The sequence below is a fragment of the Paenibacillus pseudetheri genome, from assembly GCF_924513355.1.
GTDB lineage: Bacteria > Bacillota > Bacilli > Paenibacillales > Paenibacillaceae > Paenibacillus_AQ > Paenibacillus_AQ pseudetheri.
Window position 1 is genome coordinate 33,915 of record NZ_CAKMAB010000017.1, and the last position, 22,569, is coordinate 56,483.

Sequence of the window (22,569 nt, forward strand, 5' to 3'; positions counted from 1 at the left end):
GAGGGTGATACCATGAGTGCTGCGGCTCCTGTCGTAGAGTTGAAGCAAATCACAAAGCGATTTCCCGGAATTGTTGCTAACGATTCCATAAGCTTGACGTTAAAAAAGGGAGAGATTCTTGCATTGCTCGGTGAGAATGGTGCAGGGAAATCAACCCTAATGAATATCGTATTTGGATTGTACCAACCAGATGAAGGTAGTATTGAAATCGACGGGAAACCGGTTATAATTGACAACCCCAATAAAGCGATTGAGCTTGGTATTGGTATGGTGCATCAGCATTTCAAACTTGTGGAACCTTTTACGGTTACTGAGAATATCGTTCTTGGAATGGAGCCGAAGAAAGGTCTTAAAATTGACTATAAATCCGCTGCGGAACAGGTTCGGAAGCTATCGGAGCAATATGGCCTGCAAGTGAATCCAAATGCCGTTATTCATGACATTTCTGTAGGTATGCAGCAAAGGGTAGAAATTATGAAGACCCTGTACCGCGGAGCGGATATTCTCATATTTGATGAGCCGACTGCAGTACTTACGCCTCAAGAAATTACGGAATTGATGGCGATAATGAAGCGGCTTGTTGCAGAGGGGAAATCGATTATTCTGATTACGCATAAGCTTAAAGAAATTATGCAAATATCTGATCGGGTCACCATTATTAGACGCGGAAAAGTAATCGATACCGTAAATACCGCAGAGACTAATCCGAATGAACTAGCTGAGAAAATGGTTGGACGCGGCGTAACCTTCAAGGTAGCTAAGAAGGCTCCTGAGGTTGGCGAAACTGTACTCGAGCTGAAGGATGTGAACAGCAAGAGTAAAGACGGTGTCTCGGTGCTGGACGGCCTTAGCTTTGATGTGAAAGCCGGAGAAATTCTCGGAATAGCTGGTGTAGATGGCAATGGACAGAGTGAACTGATTCAGGCCATTACAGGTCTGCGTAAAATTGATTCTGGTTCTATTCAGGTGTCCGGGAACGAGATAGCTAATTTATCCCCGCGCAAGATTACGGAGATGAATGTGTCTCATATTCCAGAGGACCGTCATAAGCATGGTTTGGTGCTTGATTTCTCAGTAAGTGAGAATATGGTTCTGGAAACTTACTATAAGAGTCCGTATAACAAAAATGGCTTTATGCAAAATGATGTCATTGATAAGTATGCTGAAGGTCTTGTGGAGAAATTCGATGTGCGTACACCTTCAATTCAGACTAAAGCACGTTCTCTATCCGGCGGAAATCAACAGAAAGCGATTATTGCTCGGGAAATAGATAAAGATCCGACATTACTTATTGCAGCACAACCAACACGCGGTCTAGATGTTGGGGCTATCGAGTTTGTTCAAAAGCAGCTTATTGCACAGCGTGACGAAGGGAAAGCTGTATTGCTCATTTCGTTTGAATTGGACGAGATTATGAATGTATCAGACAGAATAGCTGTTATCTATGAAGGAAAAATTGTCGGTGAAGTGTTCCCGCAGGATACGAATGACCAGGAACTGGGTCTTATGATGGCAGGCAGCTTGAAGCGGGGAGGTAAGGCAGTTGAATAAGTTCAAAAAAATCTTCACAACTGACAGCTATATCGTTCCTCTTGTCGCCATCGTGCTTGGTTTTCTTGTGGGAGCAATAGTTATGCTTATGGGTGGTTATGATCCGATAACTGCTTACTCCGCACTGTTCTCACGTGTATTTGGTAACTTGTACAACTTTGGTGAAGCCGTGCGCGAAATGACGCCATTAATGCTCACGGGTCTAGCCGTAGCCTTTGCATTCCGTTCAGGGATGTTTAATATCGGGGCAGACGGACAAGTGATGATTGGTATGACAGCTGCGACTGTGGTTGGTATTAAATTTGCAGCCTTGCCAGGATTCATATTAGTTCCGCTTGCTGTTATTATAGCGGGGTTATGTGGAGGTCTGTGGGCTGGTATCGCCGGCTACTTGAAGGCCAAACGTGGGATTAATGAAGTTATTACCACGATCATGTTAAACTGGGTTGCTCTGTACTTGTCGAATTATATTGTAAGAGCATTTCTGTTACTCCCGGGGCAGAATCGTTCCGAGGATATTCCAGCTTCACTTTCTATGACGTTCTTGAATTCGTTATTTGACAATGCACGTCTGCACTGGGGAACAGCTATTGCCCTTGCCGCAGCAGTCTTCTTCTATGTCTACTTATGGAAGACTAAGCAAGGATATGAAATGCGTGCTGTTGGTTACAATCCTCATGCTGCCGAGTACGCAGGTATGAATGTTGGCCGTAACGTTGTAAAAGCAATGTTCATAAGTGGAGTATTTGCAGGGTTGGCCGGAGCAGGAGAGGTACTGGGTGTATTCCATTATCAATCTGTGTTCGCGGCATCACCAGGATATGGTTTTGATGGTATCGCAGTGGCTCTACTTGGTTTAACACATCCACTTGGTGTTGTTCTAGCTGCGATTCTCTATGGTACGTTGACTTATGGTTCTGCAGGAATGAGTTTTGCTGCAGATGTTCCTCCGGAGCTTATTCGTATCGTTATAGGTTCAATCATATTCTTTATTGCGGCACAAGGGATTGTTCGCTGGGTGCTTAAGCCCTTTTACTTCAAGCGCAAGAAAGAGAAGGTGTTATAGATGGATCTGCAGACGTTAGGTCAACTGCTTAATACAACGCTTGTTTTTTCCACAGCGCTCATTTTTGCCTCACTTGGCGGCATCTTCTCTGAACGCTCCGGTGTCGTAAATATTGGACTTGAAGGTTTGATGATGTTTGGTGCCTTTGCAGCAGCAGTAGGCGGTTATTATGCTCAAGATGCAGGGATGGGTGAATGGGCTCCTTGGATTGGCGTACTATGTGCTATGGCCGTCGGGGTACTTGGTTCACTAATTCATGCAGTTGCAGCTATTACCTTTAAATCGGATCAGACCATCAGTGGTACGGTTATTAACTTTTTAGCCGCAGGTAGTACGCTCTACATGGTAAAGCTGCTGTTTGATGGATCTGCTGAAACTCCGCTAATCGATGGATTTAACAAGGTTGCAATTCCTGGACTCTCCAGAATCCCAGTGATTGGTGAAGGGATATTTAATTCCTATCCGACCACTTATCTGGCCATTGTGCTGGTTATTGTTATTTATTTCGTTTTGTTTAAAACGCCATTTGGACTGCGTTTACGCGCAGTAGGTGAACATCCTAGTGCTGCAGACACCTTAGGCGTCAAGGTGAAACGGATGAGATATATCGGTGTAATGCTGAGTGGATTGATGGCTGGTATCGGTGGTGCTACAATCACTCTAACTACAACCGGAACCTTTGGACATAATACGATTTCAGGTCAAGGTTTTATCGCTATTGCAGCGATGATCTTTGGTAAGTGGAATCCGCTTGGTGCCTTTGGCGCTGCTGTATTCTTCGGATTCTCTCAAGCGATCCGTAACTACGTACAATTGTTTGAATGGTCAAAGGATATTCCACAAGAGTTTATCTTTATGATTCCTTACGTATTAACGATCATTGTATTGGTGGGTGCTGTAGGTCGTTCCGCTGCTCCTAAGGCATTAGGTCAGCCTTACGATCCTGGTAAACGCTAGATCTTTTCGATTCTTTGCTTATATCATTTTCAAGCCGTATTTCCGGACTTTTCCGGAGATACGGCTTTTTTTGTTAGGATCGATATGGATAAACATTAAGAGGTAAGGGCAAGTGTACAGGCGAAGGTACTTTTGTGCGAATAAACTGTTTTGAAGATGGCGGGAAGCAGAGGCATGCAAAACTTTTTGGAGGGGATATTATGACTAAGCCAGTTACAAAAAAGCAGGTTTTGAGGCTCATAGGTAAACAGATCATCGCTGTGAAAAAAGATGGCACACAGGTTACTGGAAAGCTGCTTCGTGTATCAGGAAATCGTCTCATTTTGCAACGTGTAAGTGGTAAAAAAGTACAAACCAAAGCAATCATTCCATTAGTGTTGTTTGATTTGCTCGCCGTTGGTACTGCCCCTTATGCTTATGGTGGAGGTTATGGCGGTGGATATGGCGGAGCTACACCTTATGGTGGCGGTTACGGTTATGGAACTCCTTATGGAGGTTATGGATACGGAGGAACACCATATCCACCTTTTGGATTCTTTTAAGTTCCGATAAGTGCTGCTTTGGCTAGGAGAATCGTTTCTCAAGCTCGTAGCAAAAACTTAGTGATTGATAACGGGCTACGCTGTAGCCCAATTTTCGATAAAAGGCTAGCGCTACTGCATTCCCTAGATCGACAGATACCTTAGAACGATGACAACCGCGAGAAAGTGCAAATCTTTCTGCCCGATCCATGAGCATATTTCCCAACTGTTTTCGCCGAGCCTCTGGTGCAATGGCTAGCATATCGATATAGAGTAAATCACCATGCAGCAAGAAATGGACAAACCCGTTTGGATCGCTTTCATAGTCGGGACAGGTGACAAGAGTGATTCCGTGTCCTAGACGACGGGGTAAATCCTTTTTGATTTTAGTGATTTCAGTTTGCGGCAGATGAGATAATGGAACGAGCTGTCGGTCGATTAAATCAAAAATAACAACGTCATCCTGCTTCGGTCGACGATAACGAATCATAGAGCGTCCCCTTTCCACGCATTGTCGTACATCATATGTTGGGAGAGGGGCAGGCGTTCCGAGAGGGTAGAAGCAGGAGTTGTGACGATTTTTAAAATATGGGTATTGACTATCCTTGTTAGGAATCATATAATGTGTCTAAACATTTTAACGAACATACATGATCGGCAATGATGAGGACGAAGTTTTAAGGGCTCTTTTGCTCAGAGAGTGTGAGGATTTGCTGCAACCTCCACCGAAATCCCTTATATACGAGCTCACCTCGGAGCTGTTTCCCTGAAAGGTCCACTGGCTAGAGTGGTGGAATTATTAGGGGGAATCGTTTAGTCCGCGTTACGGACTTCAGGTTACAGAGATTAGGGCCCTTGCCTACATCGATGGATTTTTGTATACCTGATAAGGCGTTGCATCGCGAGATGTAATGCAAACATGGGTGGTACCACGGAAGATCAACCTTTCGTCCCTCACGCGCTAATACTGTGCGTGGGAGGCGGAAGGTTTTTTTGTTTTATAAATAACTATTTGCTGATGTATAGAGGACGGTCCGTCATTTTGCATAATGAATGTTAAATATCGGAGGAGGAATACTGATGAGCGCGCAAATACCGGAATTACGGTCTACAGAGCAGCTTAAAGAAAAATGGATGGAGCCGGAAGTTATTACTGGTTCGGAAATACTACTCCGCAGCCTTGTACTGGAGGGTGTAGACACAGTATTCGGATATCCAGGTGGAGCTGTATTGTACATTTATGATGCATTGTACGGTTTTACGGATTTCAATCACGTGTTAACACGTCATGAGCAAGGCGCGATTCATGCAGCTGACGGTTACGCTAGAGCAAGTGGAAAACCAGGGGTGTGTATAGCAACCTCAGGTCCAGGAGCAACGAATCTGGTGACAGGTATTGCTACAGCATATATGGACTCCACTCCATTGGTTGTAATCACAGGTAACGTATTCTCCAGTCTAATCGGTACTGATGCTTTTCAGGAAGCGGATATTACCGGGATCACGATGCCAATCACTAAGCATAGCTACTTTGTTAGAGATGTAGAGGATCTCCCTCGTGTGATTCATGAAGCTTTTCATATAGCTAATACTGGACGCAAAGGACCCGTATTGATTGATATTCCGAAAGATGTGTCGGCAGCGAAAACGTTGTTCGCACCAGTGAATACAGTAAATCTTCGTGGTTATAACCCTTGTACAGTTCCAAACAAGCTACAGCTTGATAAGCTGGTTCGCGCTATCGCAGTCGCTGAACGTCCAATCATCATTGCAGGCGGTGGAGTTATTTACTCCGGAGCACATGAAGCGATGTTGGAATTCGTGAAACGGACAGAAATTCCAATTACTACGACCTTACTTGGTCTTGGAGCCTTCCCTAGTGCAGAAGAGCTTTGGATGGGAATGCCGGGGATGCATGGCACATATACCGCAAATAATGCGATTCAGCAATGCGATTTGCTCATTAATATCGGTGCCCGCTTTGATGACCGTGTTACGGGTAGGCTGGACGGCTTCGCGCCAAAAGCCAAGATCGTGCATATCGATATCGACCCTGCAGAAATCGGAAAAAATGTATCGCCTGATATTCCAATCGTAGGAGATGTAAAAACTGTACTGGAAATGCTGATTCCTGAGGTTGGCCGTGCATCTAAGGCTGATGCTTGGAGAACGCATATTGCACAGTCGAAGCTTGATCAGCCACTTCGGTATAAAGATTCGGAGACAGAGCTTAAACCACAATGGGTTATTGAAATGATTAATGACACCACTAATGGTGAAGCGATTGTTACTACGGACGTTGGCCAGCATCAAATGTGGGCAGCACAATATTACAAGTTCAATCATCCGCGTTCATGGATTACTTCAGGTGGTCTTGGAACGATGGGCTTTGGATTCCCATCAGCTATCGGTGCACAAATGGCACATCCTGAACGGTTGGTAGTATCGATTAACGGGGATGGCGGTATGCAAATGTGTTCCCAAGAGCTGGCGATATGTGCGATTAACAATATACCTGTCAAAATCGTTGTTATTAATAATCAAGTGCTTGGAATGGTTCGCCAATGGCAGAATCTTATCTATGACAAACGTTATAGCTATACAGACCTTGCAGGTAGTCCGGATTTCGTTAAGCTGGCTGAGGCCTATGGTGTAAAAGGTCTACGGGCGACGAATAAGGAAGAAGCACGTGATGCATGGCAGAAAGCTCTGGAAACACCGGGTCCAGTATTGGTAGAATTCGTTGTTCCAAAAGACGAGAATGTCTACCCGATGGTGACTCAAGGTTCAACCATCGATCATATGCTGATGGGGGATGAATAACAGTGACAAGACATACGATTTCTGTACTCGTAAATGACCAGCCAGGTGTGCTTCAGCGGGTGTCAGGCTTGTTCGGTCGCCGTGGTTTTAATATTGAGAGTATTACAGTCGGCCAGTCCGAAGAGGCTGGATTATCCCGGATGGTTATCGTTACTCTGGGCGACCAGCATACCCTTGAACAAATCGAGAAGCAGCTCTATAAGCTAATTGATGTTATCAAAGTCGTTGATCTTGGAGCTAAGCCAATGGTTGCACGCGAGCTGGCTCTGATTAAAGTGAATGCTGATCCAAGTGAGCGTCCGGAAATTTTGGGTGTTGTTGAGACTTTCCGTGCTTCAGTGGTTGATATCGGCAGCACCACTATACTGGTGCAAGTAGTTGGGGAGACACAGAAAATTGATGCAATGATCGAGCTTTTGAAACCTTATGGAATTAGAGAGCTTTCTCGCACAGGTGTTACGGCTATGGTACGTGGTAACTCTTAAGTATTATATTTTACGACTTTAATGGATTACTGCTTGATTGCATTAATCTGATATGATATGAATGAACTTCCCGCTAAAGAGCGGGAGCTTGAAGAGGAGCTTGATACGGTATGAATTCAGTTCTCTTGAAGCACCCGCTCTTTATGATGGGTCTCAAATTAAAGGAGGATATTGACAATGGCAGTTACAACGTACTATGAACAGGATGCAGAACTTAGTGTATTAAAAGGAAAGACAATTGCGGTAATCGGGTACGGTAGCCAAGGACATGCCCAAGCACAGAACCTTCGTGACAGTGGTCTTCAAGTTGTCATCGGTCTTCGTGAAGGTAAATCTTTCGAAACTGCAAAAAATGACGGTTTTGAAGTATTGCCAGTAGCTGAGGCAGTATCCCGTGCAGATGTTGTGCAAATTCTAATGCCAGATGAAACTCAAGCATCCGTATATAAAAACGAAGTGGAACCAAACCTTAAAAAAGGCGCGGCTTTGATGTTCTCCCACGGCTTTAACGTACACTTTGGACAAATCGTTGCTCCTAAAGATGCGGACGTGTTGCTTGTAGCACCAAAATCTCCAGGTCACATGGTTCGTCGTACTTATGTTGAAGGCTTCGGCGTTCCTGGCTTGATTGCTATCGAACAGGATGCAACAGGTAAAGCGAAAGAAATCGGTCTTGCTTATGCAAAAGGTATTGGTTGTACACGTGCAGGAGTTATCGAAACTTCTTTCCGTGAAGAAACCGAAACCGACTTGTTCGGCGAACAAGCAGTACTTTGTGGTGGTGTATCCGCACTGATCAAAGCTGGATTCGAAACATTGACAGAAGCAGGCTATGCTCCTGAAATGGCTTACTTCGAATGTCTGCATGAATTGAAGCTGATCGTTGACATGGTATATGAAGGCGGATTGTCCAGCATGCGCGATTCCATCAGTAACACTGCCGAGTACGGTGACTATGTAACTGGCCCTCGCATTGTGACTGAAGACACTAAAAAAGCAATGAAAGCTGTTCTGACGGATATCCAAGAAGGTAAATTCGCTCGTGACTTCATCCTTGAGAACCAATCCGGACGTGCTTTCCTTACAGCTACTCGTCGCAACGAAGCTGCTCACCCTGTTGAAGTTGTTGGTAGCCAATTGCGTGAAATGATGCACTGGATTAAGAAGTAATCATATATACTTATGATTAAATAGTGTGACCTTCAAATGCGGCCGTGACTATGCGAGCCGCATTTGAGGGTTTTAGCACAATCTTTGGGAGGTGCTTTGCATGCGGAAAATTTATGTGTTCGATACGACGCTGCGAGACGGAGAGCAGTCGCCGGGTGTGAACCTAAACACGCGTGAAAAAGTTGAGATCGCCTACCAGCTGGAAAAGCTGGGGATTGACCGCATGGAAGCGGGCTTTCCTGCTGCTTCACCAGGTGACCTGGCTTCGGTAAATGCAGTAGCAAGAGCAGTGAAAAACGTCACGGTAATCGGTCTTTCTCGTTCTAGAGAGACAGATATTGATGCAGTAAAAGAAGCATTGCAGGGGGCACAGGACCCTTGCATTCATATTTTTTTAGCCACATCTCCTATTCACCGCCAGCATAAACTGCGGATGGATAAAGCTCAGGTGCTGGAAACTGCACAATCTGCTATCCGTTATGCCAAGAAATATTTCCCTAAACTTGAGTTTTCATTAGAAGATGCAGGTCGTACGGAGTATGATTTCATGGCTGAAATGGTCGGAATGGCTATCCGAGAAGGCGCTAATGTTGTTAATATCCCGGATACTGTAGGTTATCTGAATCCTTCTGAATATGGAGCTATCTTTAAATACTTAAAAGAAAATGTGCCTGATATTGAACGCGTACAGCTTAGTGCTCATTGTCATAACGACCTTGGCATGGCTACGGCCAATACGCTAGCCGCGATTCAGAATGGTGCAGATCAGATTGAAGGAACGATCAACGGTATTGGTGAACGTGCCGGGAACACAGCGATTGAAGAAGTGGCATTAGCGCTGGAGACACGTGCTGAATTTTTTGGCGCAAAAACTTCTTTAACGTTATCTGAGATTTCTCGCACAAGTCGCTTGGTCAGCAAGTTGACAGGTATGGTAGTCCCAGGGAATAAAGCGATTGTAGGAGCTAATGCATTTGCTCATGAATCGGGTATTCACCAGGACGGAATGCTGAAAGAGAAGACCACCTATGAGATCATGACACCGGAGACCATTGGACTTAAAGAGAGCAAGCTGGTACTTGGTAAGCACTCTGGACGCCATGCTTTCCGCGATAAGTTAAGTGATCTAGGGTATGATTTATCCGAAGAAGAGCTTAATACAGCTTTTTCAAGGTTTAAGGACTTGGCGGATAAGAAAAAAGAAGTGTCTGATGAAGATATTTTGGCATTGATTGAAGAGAAACTAATTGATACGCCAGAAGTATTCAGACTTCAGACGATTTATGTTACTTACGGCAATAAAGCTGTTCCAACTGCTAAGGTGATTATTGATGCTCCGGAAGCGGAGCCTATTGTAGCAGAGGCAGAAGGCAATGGTTCGGTAGATGCCATCTACAATGCTATTGATAAAGCCACGGGTGAGGAAGTTACCCTTGGGGACTATTCCATTAAATCCGTCTCCCGTGGTAAAGATGCACAGGGTGAGGTTCATGTAGTGCTGTCGCAGGGTGAAGTCGCTGCACAGGGCCGTGGACTTAGCACCGATATTCTAGAAGCGAGTGCCCGCGCTTATATAGATGCACTTAACAAGCTTCTGGAGAAACGTAAAACTTACACCAAACGTGAACACGCTAGTCTATAAAATGTACAATGTATTCTTTATTTTTTAAGTAGTATTACGCTTACTATTAACATCTAGATGAGAGAGCATTAGATACGACAGGGATATGCGAGTTTACATCGCATATCCCTGTTTTTTTATTTGGAAGAAAAAGTATGAAGAAGACTTCTCAGGACTCTGTTCAGATTATGTATAGATGCACTATTTACAATAGATGTAAGCATGGCGATTAGTAGAGGGAGAAAAGATCAAGGAGGTTATTGCAGAGGATAAGAATAGTGGATCCAAAGTATAGAGCTTGTGAAAAACAAAATAAACAGTTAAAAAAGGAGGAGTTTAACAAATGTTATCAAAAAAGAAAATAAGCGCATGGCTCATAGTATTATTACTTGTGACGCAGTGGGCTTATAGCTTTGGTTTCGGGTTTAATACACCAGTATATGCAAGTGGAAATGGCAATGGTACTGTGATTAGTGAAAATCTCATTACTAATGTAACGCTGGCTGTTTACACCGATGATAAATACACAGATACGGTTACGGAAAGCGTATATCAGCTTGATTCCTATTCGGAATTAAACTATACATGGGCAATTTCAGATGGACATGGGTATAAGGAGGGTTCTACCTTTACGTTTGATCTTCCAACACAGTTTGAACTTTATAATGATCTGAATGGTAATCTTATTTTTGACGATGAGCCTGTAGGGACTTATACGGTTGACAAAAATACCAATAAAGTTGTATTCACATTTAACAAATATATTGAATCCCATGATCAAGTGGGGGGCACCTTTACAGTAAGGTCGCTACTGAGCTCCAAAAAGATTACAGGCTCTTCTAAGCAGACAATAACATTCCCTATTCAGGGAGGAACTCAGACCATTGAGCTTAATTTTAAGCCAAAGGTTAGCTCTACGATAGAAAAAAACGGTTCACCGAAGCCGCAGTATTATAACCCAACAAGTATCGCTTGGACGGTTGATGTAAACAAGGTTCTGGATAGTGTTTACAATGCAGAGGTTACAGACAAGCTTCCTTCAGGGTTGTCTTTAAATACCGTATCTATTGTGGTTTATGAGCTTGATGTAAAAATAGATGGACAAGTGAGCCAGGGAAATGTAGTAGATAGCAGTAAGTATGATGTGACAGATTCTACTGGTGCAGAATTAAAGTTGAAATTTAAGGACAACCCAATCACAAAGGCATACCGCATTGGATTCTCAACGGATATTACCGGTACGGGTGTGGATAGCACTGCATTTACGAACGAAGCTGTCTTTAAGGGTGATGGAGGAATATCCAAGATGGCTAGTACTACGGTTACAGTTGGGCGCGGCAAGCCGCTGTCGAAAGAGTCCACTGGATACGATGCGGCAACTCAGACGATTTCCTGGGCTGTTAATTTCAATTACAATGAAAAAACAATTTTAGCGGCAAAGGCTATTTTAAAGGATACGTTTAACAACTCCCAAGATTTAATCCCTACCTCTGTCAAAGTCTATCCGGTAACGATTGACAGCAATGGTAAAGGGATCATAGGCGCGGAACTTGCTTCAAGCGAATATACGGTGACGCCAACAACTGCAACGGGGTTAAATGGTTTTGATCTGAAATTCAACAATGATATAAGTTCTGCCTACCGAATTGAATATCAGACAAAAGCAAATGGCCGTGTATTTGATGATGGCCAAATTACGAACAAGATTACTTATGATGGAAAATCAGAAACTGGAAATCGTGATATTAAACAGCAAATTCTTCATAAGAACTATAGCAATATTAATTATGCGACAAAGACCATTGATTGGACGATTCAAATTAACGATGACAGCAAGACTATGGAAAATTTAGTGGTGACCGATACTTTTGGCAACGCGGGATTAAAGCTAATTCCTGGCACATTAAAGGTTAAACCGACCAAAGGTGGAACTGCTACCGTTCATACTGTTGTTTACAATGATCATAATCCACCTGCAGTGGACGATGGGTTTGTAATTACTTTTAATGGTTCAATTAATGAGCCTTACACTATTACTTATACAACAAGCTTTAACTATGATTGGCTGGCCTCGGGCAAAACACAATTTTCAAATAAAGGTGCACTCGATTGGAAAGAAACGGTGAATGGGGTACAGGAGCCCAAGCATAAAGAAGCGACCTCAACCTTTAATCCAAGAGATGAAGTTAAAAACAATGGGAAAAAGAGTGGGTCCTACAATGCTGTAACCAAAGAGATCACTTGGAATATTGGCGCTAATTATAATCAGAAAACGTTAAATAATGCTGAACTAATTGATACCATTCCGACTGGCCAAGTTGTCAATAAGGCTTCTGTAAAAGTTTATAAATGGGAATATGGGAAGAATGGTGATCCTTCTCCTCAAGCTAACGTGGATTCCGCTGATTATAATGTGAATTTGAATGGTAATGAGCTGAAGGTGACATTTAATAAAACCATTAATTATGCGTTCTACGTCACTTTCAAAACTACATTCGCTGATCAAGCGATTGATTTAAATGAAATTAAAAATACAGCCATATTATATGACGGCACGAAAGTAGAATCCGCAAAACTGGAAGCCACTGTTAGTATTCCACAAGGTGGGGAATACGTTAATAAAGGCGGCGATCAGGTCGGCAATAAAATACATTGGACAGTTAACATCAACCGTAACCAATCTTTTGTAAAAGAGGCTGTAATTACGGATGTTCCGAGTGATAATCAAATCCTCTTGTCCAATACATTTCATGTCTATAAAACGACAGTTTCAAGTGATGGGACTGTAAAAGAAACTACTCAAGAACTGATTAGAGATACGGACTATAAGCTGGAGATTACTACAGATATCGACGGAAAGGAAAGCTTTAAGCTTAGTTTCCTAAAGGATATTTCGGAGGCTTATATTCTGAAATATGACTCCCTGATTACAGCACAGAACAATGATAAAGTAACCAATAAGGTTAGTTTTGATGGTAAGAACATCAAGGTAATAACAAATGAAAGTACCAAGGAAATTACAGTTAAGCTTTCCAGCGGTTCTGGCACAGGGAGTGGTGTAAGAGGTCCATTAACGATCACGAAGGCAGATGATGCTGATAATAAAATGCTGCTAAGTGGAGCTGTATTTGATCTCTATCGTATCATTGATAAAGACAAGGTCTGGATTAAGGAAGGGACTACGGATGCAGATGGGGTACTAGAATTTACCAAGCTACCAGGTGGCAAATATGTATTGATTGAAAAAGCAGCACCAGCTGGGTATGTTCTTGATACAACACCACATGAAGTGGATATTAATACAACGGCAGGTATAAAGTTAACGATAACCAATAAAGTTCCAACACCAACAGCAACGCCCGCTCCGACAGTAACACCGGCGCCGACGGTCACACCGACGCCAACGCCAACGCCGACAGCAACGCCGACGCCAACGCCAACGCCGACGGTCACACCGACGCCAACGCCAACGCCGACAGCAACGCCGACGCCAACGCCAACGCTGACGACAACACCAACGCCGACAGCAACACCAACGCCGACAGTAACACCGACGCCGACGGAAACACCTGTGTCGACAGTAACACCGACGTCGACGCCAGACCATCCAACGGTTCCTGTGTCGACGCCGACGTCAATACCGGGAGTAATCGTTACTGCTACACCATCCCCAACACCAGTGGTAGCAACGCCAACTGTGACACCAACAGTAACAGCAACACCGATTATCACGGCGGTGCCAACTAGTACGCCTGTTGTTCCGAAGGTGACGCCACCTGTAGAGAAACTGACTACAGATGAGGACATTCCTCTTGAAGGTGAAATCCCACTTGGGGGCGTGCCGAGTATCGGTGATAAGCCAGATCATGGTAAGGTGACTATTACTAAAGATGGTAAGTGGATTTATACACCAGATCCAGGCTTCATTGGAAAAGACAAGTTCACGGTCATTGTGACAGATGAGAATGGAAATGAAGAAGAGATCGAGATCGAGATTGATGTCGAGGAAGTACCAAAAGGTACAGTAAAAGAGCCAGGGGATAACAGCAATAAACCAACAGAGCTTCCGAAAACGGGAGAAGAAAGTGCACTTCCTATTTACTTAGTAGGTGGAAGTCTAGTTCTTGCAGGTTTTGTGTTAGCTCGAAGATTCAAACGCAGTAATTAATATATCGTAATGATAAGGGTGCTGTCCCGGCACTAAACTCCCATAGGATAAAAGTCAACGGAGCAAGGCTCCTCCTGTTATTGGAGGAGCCTTGCTCTTTATTTTTGGTCTATGGCTGCTCGCTTCATAACCTTCTTCACTTCGAGGGAGCTTCCGGGTCTGGCTTTAGTATCGCATCTCCACTCTCTAACGTATATCCTGTTCAAACACAAGGTCCAAAAGTACACGAACTGAATTTGAGGCTGTGCCAGTCGGATGGGCCACCCAACTCCCAACGAACTGAACCTTGACGAAAATGGGATTTTCGCTCATTATTCGTAATGTAGCGCCAGCGACACTATTCAGCATATATCTTTTTTTAAACTAATCAGTAAGCGCTATCATAAAATGCGCTGGGAGATGATACCATGGAATTTATGTATTTAGGAACTGGAGCAAGCGAGGGTTATCCAGCTTTATTTTGTCAATGTGAACGTTGCTCTATGGCGATGGAGCTTGGCGGCAAGAATATTCGCGCTCGTACAGGAGCGCTTATTAACTCTGATTTGCTGTTGGATTTCTCACCTGACATGTATATGAATAAGCTTCGTTATAAATTGGATTTGGGGAAAGTTAATCATTTGATTGTTACGCATTCGCATACGGATCATTTTGCAGCAGCAGAGCTCATGATGAGGCATGAGCATTGGTATTGTCAACTGCAGGAGAGTGGAAAAAAACTGCATATTTACGGAAATGAAACGGTAGAAGAAACGATGAAATCAGCTCTTCGCTATGATTATGGAACTGATACGATTGAAGATCCTTTTTACGAGTTTCATATCATACAGCCTTTCATGCCCTTCACGCTAGGAGAAGTGACAGTAACCGCATTGCCAGCCCATCACAAGCCGGATGAACATAGCTTTATCTATCTACTTGAGCAGAATAACACAAGATTCTTATACGGAAATGATAGCGGTATATTCAGTGATGAAACCTTCAATTATCTCCGTGATAAGCACCTCGACGTTGTTAGTCTGGATTGTAATTATGGGCTAGAGGATAGATATGATTATCATATGGGGATCTCCGGTTGTCGGATTGTAAGAGAACGTTTGCTTGACCAAAATAGTTGTGATGCTAGTACGTCATTTATTCTCACTCATTTCTCTCACTACAGCGCAGAGTTGCATGATACTTTAGTTAAGAATACAGAAGAGGAGAATTTTATCATTTCCTATGATGGGATGAAAGTCTTCTTAGCATGACATGAAGATGGTCTATCTATAATTAAAAGCATAGTCATTACCCGTAAAATCCTCCTTTGAGGAAAGGACTACTTTACGGGTCTTTTTTATAGCTTTAAGGGCTCAAAATGAGTAGATACGGAGGTAGAGAATGAAGCTGCTGGCTACGGGAAAAGTAAAATGGTTCGTCTATCAGAAAGTTGTCATCGTATTTATCGTCTTTCTGATTCCGCTCATATCGATGAATATTTGGGTGAATTATAAGGGGATGTCATTCACCAAAAATGCGATTTTAGACTCATCCCTGGCTGGGGCGTCATTCTATTCCAAGCAACTGGATAAAGAGATATATTTCATCCGCAATCAACAATTACAATTTCAAGAAGATAAAAACATACAGAAGCTTAGTTTCCGAGGCGAAAGTTTAGAAAAGTATGAAGAGGTAGAATTAATCGGTAATGCTGAAGATCTATTGAATCGGATCATTGCCTCAAGCGAATATGTGGTTAACGCCGGGGTATATGTTAAGTCTCTGGGCAAAACGATCTCTGGTAAGACGGGGGTCACGGCCATTCCTAATATGGAGTACGAGAAAATTTCCTCGTTACTTAAGGTTAAGCAGAAGCCTTCATTCTATCGGAGCGGTGATGCGATTTTCCTTATAGAAACAGGAGATAATGCGGAGCTTTGGTCGTATATTGAAATCTCAAAAGGTAAGCTATTGGAGGCACTAAATCAAATCGCAACCTTATATCAAGAATCGGAGGTATTTCTGGGAAGTAATGAGCTGGGCAATATTCTATCAACTACAGACGATCAGTTAGTATCTACTGAGGTCCTTAAGCTCATCACCAAACAGGATCAGTTTAATTCCGATATCCCAGAAATAAACAAGGTGAACGGTAAAAGTTACTTTATTGCCCATAACTTTATTAGTTCTTTGAATCTATCCTTGATTATGTACGTGAATCAGAATGAAATCACAAGGCCCTTAAGCCAATTTAATACACTACTATATGCTTCTTTCGTCATCGCTATTGTGGTAATGATACTTTATTCTTATTCGGTAAATCTAATGATTCATAGGCCCTTATCCAAATTGGTTAAGACATTCCGTATGGTAGAAACGGATAATCTTGATTTAGTCATTGAGTCAAAGACCAAAGATGAGTTTTACTATATATTTAATAGTTTTAATCGCATGGCTTCTAGACTTAAGCGTTCTATTGAGGAGAATTATGAACAGAAGATTGCCCTGCAGCATTCGCAGTTGAAGCAATTGCAGTCACAGATTAACCCGCATTTTCTCTATAACAGCTTCTTTAACATTTACATGATGTGTAAAGTAGGAGATTCCGATAGTGCGGCTGAGCTCTCACAAAAGCTAGGGAGCTACTACCAATACATCACGAGAAGTGGATCGGACGAGGTGCCTTTCTTTAAGGAGTATCAGCATGCGCTTGATTATTGTGAAATTCAGTGTATTCGCTTCTCAAATCGTATTTCTTTCGAATATGAAGAAATACCCGTTTTGGCGAATGGGATTTTAGTACCGAGGCTGATTATTCAGCCGATTGTTGAGAATGTGTTCGAGCATGCTTTCGAAGACGACTACCGACATGGAGTTGTCTATATTGGTGCCGAATGCGAAGAGGGAATAATAATTATCACGATTGAAGATAACGGCATTCTTTTAAAAGATGAGGAAATAGAGTACTTGCAGAAGAAACTTGCGATGGGTCTGAAACAAGTTGAGAAGACGGGATTAATCAATGTTAATAATAGACTCCAATTGAAGTACGGCCCAGATAGTGGCTTGTTTGTCTCTCGCAGCAAATACGGAGGATTGAGGGCAGAACTGATAGTTAAATACGAGAGTAAGGAAGTGTGATTATGTATAGATTACTAATCGTAGATGACGAGCCTGTAATTGTGAATGGATTAGTCCAACTGTTTCAGGATAACTCAGAATTTGAACTGGATATACGAAAAGCTTACTCCTCAAGCGAAGCTCTTGAAATTGCAAAGAAAACGAAACTGGATATTTTGGTTAGCGATATTCGTATGCCTCAGAAGAATGGTCTCCAGCTCGTGGACGAAATCGTCTATTATTGGCCATTATGCCGAGTGATTTTCCTTACAGGATACAGTGAATTTGATTATGTATACGAAGCGATTCGTAAGAATGTGGACAATTACATTCTGAAAACGGAAGGAATTGAACCTATTTTCCAAGCTGTGAAAGCAGCAGTCGACAAGCTGGACGAGGAGAACCGTCGCAGACTTCAATTGGAGAAGGCACAAATGCACTATCAAATCGCTAGTTCCTTCCTAAAGAGAGAGATGATGGAGCGGGTGCTGAGCGGGGAGTCTATTACTTCTATACTCAATAATGTACGTTACAAGGATGTAGAGTTTGGCATTGCATTAGATCGTCCTTCGTTCTTTCTTGTTGGTATCTTGAATCGATTAGATGATCCTAAATTTAAAATGCCTCCGTCTGTTCAGCGGATTTTCCATGATCACCTGCCTGCATCTATTGCATGTGAAGAAGTAATTTATGATGATCGTGTATTCATATGGCTGCTTCAACCAGATGAAGGATTGCTGAATCGCTTTCGTAGTGGCTATCCAGATCAAGGGGTGAATTGGCCTGGAATCGTTGCTTATATGAGAGGGGTATTAGAGCCTGTACAGAATGAGTGTGATGAGCTGCTAAATGTCTGCGTTTCATTCGGAATATCGGGGGATTTACTTAACCATTGGGAATCGATCCATCTTCAAGTTGAAGCAGTGCGCTCTATGATTCTTAAGAGAGCTTTATTAGGTCAGCACATGCTTATCTTAGACCTTGAGAAACTAAGTCAACTTGAGGATACGATGCACAAAGCTGGAGGAATCGAGCAGGAAGATTTCAAGACGCTAATCATCGAACAAATTCACCAATTTGTGCAGGAGAACCTATCTGGAGATATATCGCTTACCTCAATTGCTGCAGAGGTGCATCTTAATCCGTCCTATTTATCTCGTTATTATAAACAGACGACAGGTCAAAATTTATTAGAGTATATCCAGTCGACGAAACTGCATGTTGCTCTGCAGCTGATGAAGAATACAACTCTAAAATTAAATGAAATCGCCATCCGGGTCGGTTTTGAATCACCATCCTACTTTACAACATTCTTCAAACGGAAGATGGGCTTATCTCCACAGGAATATCGAAATTCAAAATGAGTAAATAAAGTGAAAGTGATGTAAAAAAAATGAAATTGAAAGCGGTTCCCCGTGTGACTAAAATAATAACTAGGAACACTGATTAACTACATGAATTGCAGCAAACAAAGGGGGGAAGCGTTCAGATGAAAAAAATGAGACCATGGAAAATGATTTTGTCAGTAACGATGATTCTTTCATTATTGTCAGCATGTGGAAGTCAAGGAAATGGAAATGCGAATGCACCATCTACGCCTAAGGATAACACTACGAATAGTGCAACAGACAGCGCTACAGTACCTGATCCACTAGGGAAATACCCGGAAACGGTTACGGTTACAGAAATACTCGGATATAATCCACCAGAAGATCCAAGAACTCCAAGCGGAATTACACCGGAACAAAATGCCTATCTGAAAGATCTCAAAGAGATGATGAATATTGAAGTGAAATACAAATGGACCGTTCCCTCTGCTCAGTTTGAGCAAAAGTTCTCGCTGGCCATGGCATCGGGGGATCTACCCGATGTGATAGAAGTTGATCAGAAGAACTATGAGAAACTTAAAAAGCAAGAAATGCTTGCTGATCTGACAGATGCTTATGCACAATATGCGTCACCAGCGCTTAAGGCTTATATGGACTCAGATGGTGGGTTCGCGATGAAAACGTTCAGTGCAGATGGTAAGCAATTAGGCATTCCTGCATTTGAAGATCCCTTCTTATCCACGCAGCTGCTATGGATTCGTCAAGATTGGCTTAATAATCTAGGCTTACAGGCACCGAAGACGATCGATGAGCTTGAGAAAGTTGCACAAGCATTCACACATAGTGATCCAGATCAGAATGGTAAGAATGACACCTATGGCATCGCCATGCAAAAGAATCTCTTCTTTTGGGGATTTGATGTCAGAGGTTTCTTTAATGGATTCGGTGCTTATCCTTCCGTTGGTGATAAACAATCGGCTTGGATTAAAGGCGGCGATGACAAATTGTTACCGGGATTGATTCAGCCTGAAGTGAAGACTGCACTTGGTAAGCTACAAGCATGGTATAAAGATGGAATTATTGATAAAGAGTTTGCACTAAAGGATGAGAATAAGGCTGTAGAAGATCTGACTGCAGGTAAAGTGGGTATTTCCTACGGAGAGTGGTGGTATCCGAACTGGCCGCTTAACTCCAGCGTAGACAAAGATCCAAAGGCAGATTGGATTTCAATTCAACTTCCAGGGATTGATGGTCCAGCTAAATCACTCGTTCCAAAAATCCGCAGCAATAAAATTTTCGTTGTAAATAAAAAGATGAAGAACCCAGAAGCAGCGATTAAGATGCTCAATTTCTACATCGAAGTTGGTAATAAGAAATACAAGGATAAGAACAAAGCGGCAGATGGCTATGTATACAACTGGTTTAACCCACGGATTGCCAACCCTGTTGATATTGATACGATTTACAGCGAAGTGAACAAAGCGCTCGATGCTAATCAGACTGAAATTGCAATAGACGATGCAAATTATAAGACCGTTGCGGATACCTTCAAAGCGACTAAGGACTTCCTGGCAGGCGACACATCTAACGCTACCAAAGGTGTAAACTGGGGTCAATATTATAGCCGGGCTGCAAAAGACGGTGGCTGGGGCTTAACACGACAAATTAAAGAAAGTCAACAATTTGTATACAACGAGTTTTACGGTCTTCCTACACCAACAGTAGTGGAAAAGGGCGGTCAGCTGGATAAGTTGATGCAAGAGTCCTTTACCAAGATTATCATGGGCGGTTCTCTTGATGATTTCGATAAATTCGTGGATAGCTGGAAGGCACTTGGCGGTAATGAAATTATCGATGAGGTCAATGAATGGTATAGCACGGAAGCTACGAAATAACTCATAGGGACAAGAAAGCGGGTGAGGTAAGTCGGATGAGCCGGCTCACCTCCCGTTTTTAAAATGAGTAAGTTGGTGAGGAGGGCAACTATGAAATCACTGAAGAAAGAGTTTCCGCTTCATATCATGTTAATACCGGGTGTGATAGTTACACTGATTTATGCCTACGGACCGATGGCCGGCCTGGTTATGGCGTTTCAACAGTTTGAGCCGTTATCCGGTTTTTTTAAATCCGATTTTGTGGGATTAGATAACTTCCGTTATGTATTTAATTTACCGGATTTCAAGCAAGTACTTTGGAATACGCTAGTCATAGCCATCATCAAAATGGTATTGTCTCTGCTTGTCCCGCTCATTCTAGCTTTATTATTAAATGAGATTACTAAGAAATGGTTCGCAGGTTTTATTCAATCCGCCATTTTCCTCCCGTTCTTCCTTTCATGGACCGTCCTTGGGGGTGTCATTATTGAATTATTCTCTCTGAATGGACCTATTAATGGCTTAATTTCCTCTATGGGCTTAGAACCTATCATGTTCATGCTTGATAATGGTTGGTTCAGGGGGATTATCATTGGCTCGGATGTCTGGAAAGGCATGGGCTACAATATGATCATCATGCTTGCTGCCATCACAGGAATTAATTCGACGCTGTATGAAGCGGCAGAGGTAGATGGTGCAGGGAAATGGAAGCAAATGCTTAATATTACGCTTCCAGGTATAGCACCGATTATTATTTTACTTAGTGTATTAGGTCTCGGTGGTATTCTTAACGCAGGTTTTGAGCAGATATTGATTATGTATAACCCGACTGTATATGCAGGCGCAGATATAATAGATACATTTGTCTATCGATTGGGGATGTTCAGCCAACAATTTGGACCTGCGGCAGCAGTGGGACTCTTTAAATCGATAATATCTTTATTTATGGTATCAACAACTTACTATGCAGCTTACAAAGTTAACAATTACCGCATATTCTAGGAGGTGGAGATGGTGCTACATAAACAATCATCCAGCAGAAAGTTATTTATCGTGTTTAATACGCTGTTGTTAACTTTCATTACCATACTCGGCATTATCCCATTTGTACACTTACTCTCCATCTCACTTAGCTCGAATACAGCTGCGATGGCTGGAGAAGTAAAGCTTTGGCCCGTCGGCTTTTCCTGGGATGCTTATGTATATTTAGGAGAAAAGGTAGAGTTCTTTCGTTCCTTGGGAGTCTCCGTAAAACGAGTAGTGCTCGGTTCAGTAGTTAACTTGTTTCTAGTATTTATTACTGCTTTTCCGCTTTCCAAGTCGAATGATCAGTTTAAATTTAGAACCGTATATGTATGGATATTCGCGATTACGATGTTTTTTGGAGGCGGCTTAATTCCGACGTATATCGTAGTGAAGAATACAGGCTTAATCGATTCAATTTGGGCGCTTATCTTACCAGGTGCATTGAATGTATGGAATATGGTCTTGATGCTTAACTTCTTCAGATCTATTCCAAGAGAATTGGATGAAGCGGCTACGATTGATGGTGCCGGACATTGGAGAGTACTTTGGCAAATTTATTTACCGATATCCCTTCCATCCATCGCAACGATTGGGTTATTCACTATTGTTGGGCATTGGAACGCTTGGTTTGACGGTATCCTTTACCTGAATTCACCTGAGCATTATCCACTACAGACTTATCTTTCTACCTTGATTATGTCTATCAATGCCCAGATGTCATCGATGTCCATTGAGCAGCTCAAGGTGATGGAGAACCTGAGTGAGAAGACGATCCGAACGGCGCAAATATTCATGGGCGCATTGCCAATTATGGTAGTGTATCCATTCTTACAAAGGTATTTCGTAAAAGGAATGACGGTTGGTAGTGTTAAAGAATAAA

General features: G+C 42.6%; 16 protein-coding genes. 15 read left to right on the top strand and 1 reads right to left on the bottom strand.

The window, feature by feature from the left end; genetic code table 11:
- Nucleotides 1–12: 12 nt before the first annotated feature.
- From L1028_RS16640 to L1028_RS16655, 4 genes are all read left to right on the top strand, one after another.
- Nucleotides 13–1,551: an ABC transporter ATP-binding protein gene (locus tag L1028_RS16640; protein WP_234535651.1), complete on the top strand. Its 1,539-nt coding sequence runs from the start codon at nucleotides 13–15 to the stop codon at nucleotides 1,549–1,551.
- Nucleotides 1,544–2,617, top strand: coding sequence for an ABC transporter permease (locus tag L1028_RS16645; RefSeq protein ID WP_042125082.1), 1,074 nt, complete (start codon nucleotides 1,544–1,546; stop codon nucleotides 2,615–2,617). The genes L1028_RS16640 and L1028_RS16645 overlap by 8 nt, the downstream gene beginning before the upstream one ends.
- Entirely contained in the window at nucleotides 2,618–3,574 is a 957-nt protein-coding gene (locus tag L1028_RS16650; protein WP_234535653.1) for an ABC transporter permease, read from the top strand.
- A gap of 200 nt (nucleotides 3,575–3,774) precedes the next feature.
- Nucleotides 3,775–4,116, top strand: coding sequence for a hypothetical protein (locus L1028_RS16655; RefSeq protein ID WP_234535656.1), 342 nt, complete (start codon nucleotides 3,775–3,777; stop codon nucleotides 4,114–4,116).
- Nucleotides 4,117–4,138: 22 nt separating this feature from the next.
- On the opposite strand, the gene L1028_RS16660 is transcribed toward L1028_RS16655, so the two are convergent.
- Nucleotides 4,139–4,585, bottom strand: coding sequence for a GNAT family N-acetyltransferase (locus tag L1028_RS16660; RefSeq protein ID WP_234535657.1), 447 nt, complete (start codon nucleotides 4,583–4,585; stop codon nucleotides 4,139–4,141).
- A gap of 590 nt (nucleotides 4,586–5,175) precedes the next feature.
- Here L1028_RS16660 and ilvB point away from each other — a divergent pair.
- From ilvB to L1028_RS16715, 11 genes are all read left to right on the top strand, one after another.
- A complete protein-coding gene (gene ilvB / locus L1028_RS16665) occupies nucleotides 5,176–6,918 on the top strand; it encodes a biosynthetic-type acetolactate synthase large subunit (protein WP_234535659.1) in 1,743 nt (580 codons plus the stop codon).
- Nucleotides 6,915–7,403, top strand: coding sequence for an acetolactate synthase small subunit (gene ilvN, locus L1028_RS16670; RefSeq protein WP_234535760.1), 489 nt, complete (start codon nucleotides 6,915–6,917; stop codon nucleotides 7,401–7,403). The genes ilvB and ilvN overlap by 4 nt, the downstream gene beginning before the upstream one ends.
- A gap of 177 nt (nucleotides 7,404–7,580) precedes the next feature.
- Entirely contained in the window at nucleotides 7,581–8,573 is a 993-nt protein-coding gene (gene ilvC, locus L1028_RS16675; protein ID WP_036679485.1) for a ketol-acid reductoisomerase, read from the top strand.
- Nucleotides 8,574–8,673: 100 nt separating this feature from the next.
- Nucleotides 8,674–10,215, top strand: a complete 1,542-nt coding sequence (locus L1028_RS16680; protein ID WP_234535661.1) for a 2-isopropylmalate synthase — start codon at nucleotides 8,674–8,676, stop codon at nucleotides 10,213–10,215.
- Between the two features lie 322 nt (nucleotides 10,216–10,537).
- Nucleotides 10,538–14,362: a collagen binding domain-containing protein gene (locus L1028_RS16685; RefSeq protein WP_234535663.1), complete on the top strand. Its 3,825-nt coding sequence runs from the start codon at nucleotides 10,538–10,540 to the stop codon at nucleotides 14,360–14,362.
- Nucleotides 14,363–14,769: 407 nt separating this feature from the next.
- Nucleotides 14,770–15,612, top strand: coding sequence for an MBL fold metallo-hydrolase (locus L1028_RS16690; protein ID WP_234535665.1), 843 nt, complete (start codon nucleotides 14,770–14,772; stop codon nucleotides 15,610–15,612).
- Between the two features lie 130 nt (nucleotides 15,613–15,742).
- The gene (locus tag L1028_RS16695) at nucleotides 15,743–17,482 is read left to right on the top strand and encodes a sensor histidine kinase (RefSeq protein WP_234535667.1); all 1,740 of its coding nucleotides are present in this window, start codon (nucleotides 15,743–15,745) and stop codon (nucleotides 17,480–17,482) included.
- A 2-nt stretch (nucleotides 17,483–17,484) separates the two neighbouring features.
- On the top strand, nucleotides 17,485–18,825 hold the full coding sequence (locus tag L1028_RS16700) for a response regulator transcription factor (protein WP_234535669.1): 1,341 nt from the start codon (nucleotides 17,485–17,487) through the stop codon (nucleotides 18,823–18,825).
- Nucleotides 18,826–18,950: 125 nt separating this feature from the next.
- Nucleotides 18,951–20,684: an extracellular solute-binding protein gene (locus L1028_RS16705; protein ID WP_234535671.1), complete on the top strand. Its 1,734-nt coding sequence runs from the start codon at nucleotides 18,951–18,953 to the stop codon at nucleotides 20,682–20,684.
- Between the two features lie 90 nt (nucleotides 20,685–20,774).
- Nucleotides 20,775–21,665, top strand: a complete 891-nt coding sequence (locus L1028_RS16710) for an ABC transporter permease (protein ID WP_234535672.1) — start codon at nucleotides 20,775–20,777, stop codon at nucleotides 21,663–21,665.
- Between the two features lie 9 nt (nucleotides 21,666–21,674).
- The gene (locus L1028_RS16715) at nucleotides 21,675–22,568 is read left to right on the top strand and encodes a carbohydrate ABC transporter permease (protein WP_060625478.1); all 894 of its coding nucleotides are present in this window, start codon (nucleotides 21,675–21,677) and stop codon (nucleotides 22,566–22,568) included.
- Nucleotide 22,569 lies beyond the last annotated feature (1 nt).